The sequence below is a fragment of the Acidovorax sp. LjRoot204 genome (assembly GCF_056175785.1).
The window spans coordinates 1-4676 of sequence record NZ_JBGFFF010000242.1 but is presented as its reverse complement, the minus strand read 5'-3'; the positions used below and the strand labels follow the sequence as shown (position 1 = coordinate 4676).

The window sequence follows — 4676 nt, the reverse complement described above, 5'->3', positions numbered from 1 at the left end:
GTGTGCTTCATCCAGTTGGCATCGTCGCGGCCCAGTGGTGCCACTGGGTCGTCTGCGGGGCGCTCGTAGTCGCTCACGGTGTGGGCACCACGGCATTCCTTGCGGGCAGCAGCAGACACCATCGTGGCTTGCGCAGCTTCGATCAGGTTCTCGACTTCCAGCGCTTCGATGCGCGCGGTGTTGAACACCTTGGAGTGGTCCTTCAGGCCCACGCTGTTCACACGGCTGCGCAGCTCGGCGATCTTCTTGACGCCTTCGTCCATGCTCGCCTGCGTGCGGAACACACCGGCGTGCAGTTGCATGCTGGCGCGGATGTCGTTGGCCACGTCCTGGGCATATTCGCCGCTGCTGGCGCCTTGCAGGCGGTTGAGGCGCTCCAAGGTGCGGTCGGCCGCATCCTTGGGCAGGGGCTTGTGGTTCTTGTTCTTGTCGTTGAACTCRACGATGTGGTTGCCGGCYGCGCGGCCGAACACCAGCAGGTCSAGCAGCGARTTGGTGCCSAGRCGGTTGGCGCCGTGCACSSWYACGCARGAGCATTCGCCCACCGCGTASAGGCCGTTSACCACGAGGTTGTCATTGCCGCCYTGCTGCACCACSACCTGGCCGTTGATGTTGGTSGGRATGCCRCCCATCTGGTAGTGGATGGTGGGCACCACAGGGATCGGCTCCTTGGTGATGTCCACGTTGGCAAAGTTGACGCCGATTTCGTACACCGAGGGCAGGCGCTTGTGGATGGTTTCTGCGCCCAGGTGGTCCAGCTTGAGCAGCACGTAGTCCTTGTTGGGACCACAGCCACGGCCTTCCTTGATCTCCTGGTCCATCGAGCGGGACACGAAGTCGCGCGGTGCCAGGTCCTTCAAGGTGGGCGCATAGCGCTCCATGAACCGCTCGCCATTGCTGTTGAGCARRATYGCGCCTTCRCCGCGGCAGCCTTCGGTCAGCAGCACRCCSGCGCCGGCCACGCCGGTSGGGTGGAACTGCCAGAACTCCATGTCTTCCAGCGGAATGCCGGCGCGTGCGGCCATGCCCAGGCCGTCACCGGTGTTGATGAAGGCGTTGGTCGAGGCAGCAAAAATGCGGCCTGCGCCGCCAGTGGCCAGCAGCGTGGTCTTGGCTTCGAGGATGTGCAGGTCGCCGGTTTCCATTTCGAGCGCCGTCACGCCCACCACGTCACCGTCGGCGTCGCGGATCAGGTCCAGGGCCATCCACTCCACGAAGAAGTTGGTGCGGGCCTTGACGTTTTGCTGGTACAGCGTGTGCAGCATSGCRTGGCCGGTGCGGTCGGCYGCRGCGCARGCGCGYTGCACGGGCTTYTCGCCRTARTTGGCSGTRTGGCCGCCGAAGGGGCGCTGGTAGATCGTGCCGTCGGKGTTGCGGTCRAAGGGCATGCCSAWGTGTTCSAGGTCGTACACGACCTTGGGGGCTTCGCGGCACATGWACTCGATSGCATCCTGGTCGCCSAGCCAGTCCGAGCCCTTGATGGTGTCGTAGAAGTGGTAGYGCCAGTYGTCCTCGSMCATGTTGCCCAGCGAWGCGCCGATGCCGCCTTGGGCAGCGACGGTGTGTGAACGGGTGGGGAATACCTTGGAGAGAACCGCAACGTTCAGGCCCGCGCGGGCCAGYTGCAGSGAKGCSCGCATGCCGGAGCCGCCGGCWCCGAYGATSAYGACGTCGAACTTGCGCTTGGTGATGTTGGCTTGTGTGTAGCTCATTGTGTACCTTCAATCGCGGGAATCAGAGACGCCACAGAACCTGGATGCCCCAGCCGGCGCAGCTGACCAGCCAGACAATGCTGAACACTTGCAGTGCCAGACGAAGGCCCACGGGCTTGATGTAGTCCATCAGGACTTCGCGCAGGCCGACCCACGCATGCCAGGCAATCGCGACGATCACGGAGAAGGTCAGCACCTTCATCCATTGGGCCGAGAAAATGCCCGCCCATTTGTCGTAGCCGATGGGGCCTTTGGAGAAGATGACCTGGGCCAGCAGGGCCAGGGTGAACAGCGCCATCAGGACTGCCGTGACACGCTGGCTGAGCCAGTCGCGCAGGCCATAGTGGGCGCCGACGACGACGCGCTTGGAACCGTAATTGACGGACATAGAAATTTCCTCTCGTTCTTCAACAGGCGCTGGCTGGCAGCGACCGCCGTTTCTGTGGGTTGATCAGTACAGGCCGAAAAGCTTGGCGCCCAGCACCAGGGCCAGCCCGATGCTGATGACCAGAACGGTCAGGGCAGAGCTCTTGCCAAATTGCTTGTTCACGGCGCTGTGACTCACGTCCATCCACAGGTGGCGCAGGCCGGCAGTGAAGTGGTGCAGATAGGCCCAGATCAGGGCCAGAGCGACCAGCTTGATGAACCAGCCGGGCACAAAACCGATGCCGATATTGAAGGCCGCCGAGAATTTGGCGAACGAGATTTCGGAAGACACCGAGGTGTCGAACATCCAGATGATGAAMGGCAGCAGCAGGAACATGATCAGTCCGCTGGCGCGGTGCAAGATCGAAACCCACGCGGCAGGCGTCATGCGGTAGGTCGTCAAGTCCTTGAAGGCATTGATGTTGCGGAATTCAGGCCGTTTTTTGGCTAGTTCTGTCATTTCTGGTGCTTTCGTGGATGTAACTGCTTTGTAATTTGAAGATGCAAASAACGCAAAATTCTATTGCAACGCAACACAAGGGTTTAGCCGGGCTTGAAATTTTCGACGTTAATGCTCGGGTGCCAGCCTGCTGTCAGCTCAATTCATTACGGTAGTGGTGGGTATCGGTGCGATACAGCCCCCGGCGTAACTCCATGGGAACATCGTTATAGGTGTAAGCAATGCGCTCAACGCTCAGCAGCGGCGTGACGGGTGTGATTTGCAACAGCTGGGCTTGTTCCKCGTCGGGCAGCACGGCGCGGATYTTTTCTTCGGCSCGCACCATGCGCACGCCAAAGTCGAGTTCGAACATGGCGTAGGTCGGTCCCTGGTAGTTGGCGAGCTGCTCGGCCGTCAGGCCTTTGAAGGCTTGTCCGGGCAGCCAGATGTCTTCCAAAATGGTGGGCACTCCTGCAAACGACAGGATGCGCCGTGCCTGCATGACGGCATCGCCGCTGCGCAGCGCCAGTGCGCGGGCCACATCGGCGTTGGCCCGCACGCGGCGGCAATCGATCACGCGGCGCTGCGCAGGGCCTTCCACGCGGGCGTCTCCGGTGTCGGGCAACAGCTTCAGAAATCGGTACTGCACATGCTGCTCGGCGTGGGTGGCGACAAAAGTGCCTTTGCCCTGCCGGCGCATCACCAGGTTCTCTGCGGCCAGTTCGTCAATCGCCTTGCGTACGGTRCCCTGRCTGACGCGAAAACGTGCAGCCAGCTCCATTTCGCTCGGAATGGCCTCGCCAGGCTTCCATTCGCCCTGCTGCAGGCTTTGCAGGATCAGCCCCTTGATCTGTTGGTACAGCGGGCTGAACGCTGGCGTGGCGGCTCCCGCTGCGCTCTGCGGGGGCGCGRGGCTGTCTGCTGCGAACGGAAGCGATGACATGGTGTGGGATCTGTAAGTTGTGCGTGTGTTGTGGTGCGGCAGTGCGGTTGCCACATGACAATCGAACGACAAACGGGGTGCAATCATATCTTATATAAGACATAAGACAAATTGACCGGGGTGTCCAATCAGGGGTAAACTCCAATGCTGTTTTGCGGGGCACGGGCTACTGGTGACAGGCGCTGGTGCTTGCGTTGCACTCACACCTGTTTTCCTCACTTCCTGGAGTTTTCACCATGAGCAAGAAGCCCGTTCGCGTTGCTGTCACCGGCGCCGCCGGTCAAATCGGTTACGCACTGCTGTTCCGTATCGCCTCCGGCGAAATGCTGGGCAAGGACCAGCCGGTCATTCTGCAATTGCTCGAAGTCCCTGTCGAAGGCCCTCAAAAGGCGCTCAAGGGCGTGATGATGGAGCTGGACGACTGTGCCTTCCCCCTGCTCGTCGAAATGACCGCCCACAGCGATCCCATGACAGCCTTCAAGGATGCCGACTATGCACTGCTGGTTGGCTCGCGCCCACGTGGCCCKGGCATGGAGCGTGCCGARCTGCTGGCCGTCAACGGCGCCATCTTCACGGCRCARGGCAAGGCSCTSAAYGCCGTGGCYWSSCGYRACGTSAAGGTGCTGGTGGTSGGCAACCCYGCCAACACCAAYGCCTACATCGCSATGAAGWSSGCMCCYGACCTGCCRCGCAAGAACTTCACSGCCATGCTGCGCCTGGACCACAACCGCGCYGCCAGCCAGATCGCYGCCAAGACCGGCAAGGCYGTGGCCGACATCGARAAGCTSRYCGTSTGGGGCAACCACTCGCCCACGATGTACGCYGACTACCGTTTTGCCACCATCAAGGGCGAAAGCGTSGCCAAGATGATYAACGAYCAGGARTGGAACGCCAACACMTTCCTGCCSACCGTTGGCAAGCGCGGCGCCGCCATCATYGARGCCCGYGGCCTGTCGTCGGCWGCSTCKGCYGCCAAYGCSGCCATCGACCACATGCGCGACTGGGCCCTGGGCACCAACGGCAAGTGGGTCACCATGGGYRTYCCRTCSRACGGCGAATACGGCATTCCSAAGGACACGATGTTYGGYTTCCCSGTSACCTGCGARAACGGCGAGTACAAGATCGTTGAAGGTCTGGACATCGACGCGTTCTCGCA

The 4676-nt window shown here is 61.6% G+C and carries 5 protein-coding genes; 1 reads left to right on the top strand and 4 read right to left on the bottom strand.

The features are described from left to right. From sdhA to AC04MI_RS23560, 4 genes are all read right to left on the bottom strand, one after another. Positions 1–1712, bottom strand: a 1712-nt coding sequence (gene sdhA / locus AC04MI_RS23575) for a succinate dehydrogenase flavoprotein subunit (protein ID WP_476498853.1), incomplete at its 3' end; no start/stop codon positions are given. A 22-nt stretch (positions 1713–1734) separates the two neighbouring features. Next, positions 1735–2100, bottom strand: a complete 366-nt coding sequence (gene sdhD / locus AC04MI_RS23570) for a succinate dehydrogenase, hydrophobic membrane anchor protein (protein ID WP_015015055.1) — start codon at positions 2098–2100, stop codon at positions 1735–1737. A 63-nt stretch (positions 2101–2163) separates the two neighbouring features. Further along, positions 2164–2598, bottom strand: coding sequence for a succinate dehydrogenase, cytochrome b556 subunit (sdhC, locus tag AC04MI_RS23565; RefSeq protein ID WP_056064896.1), 435 nt, complete (start codon positions 2596–2598; stop codon positions 2164–2166). Positions 2599–2731: 133 nt separating this feature from the next. Further along, positions 2732–3520, bottom strand: a complete 789-nt coding sequence (locus AC04MI_RS23560; RefSeq protein WP_476498852.1) for a GntR family transcriptional regulator — start codon at positions 3518–3520, stop codon at positions 2732–2734. Positions 3521–3756: 236 nt separating this feature from the next. Here AC04MI_RS23560 and AC04MI_RS23555 point away from each other — a divergent pair. Further along, on the top strand, positions 3757–4676 hold a 920-nt coding region (locus tag AC04MI_RS23555), incomplete at its 3' end, for a malate dehydrogenase (protein WP_476498851.1).

What these genes read in the sequence shown, in the direction of transcription:
- sdhD (WP_015015055.1), bottom strand. Translation starts at nt 2,100, where the DNA reads ATGTCCGTCAATTACGGTTCCAAGCGCGTCGTCGTCGGCGCCCACTAT.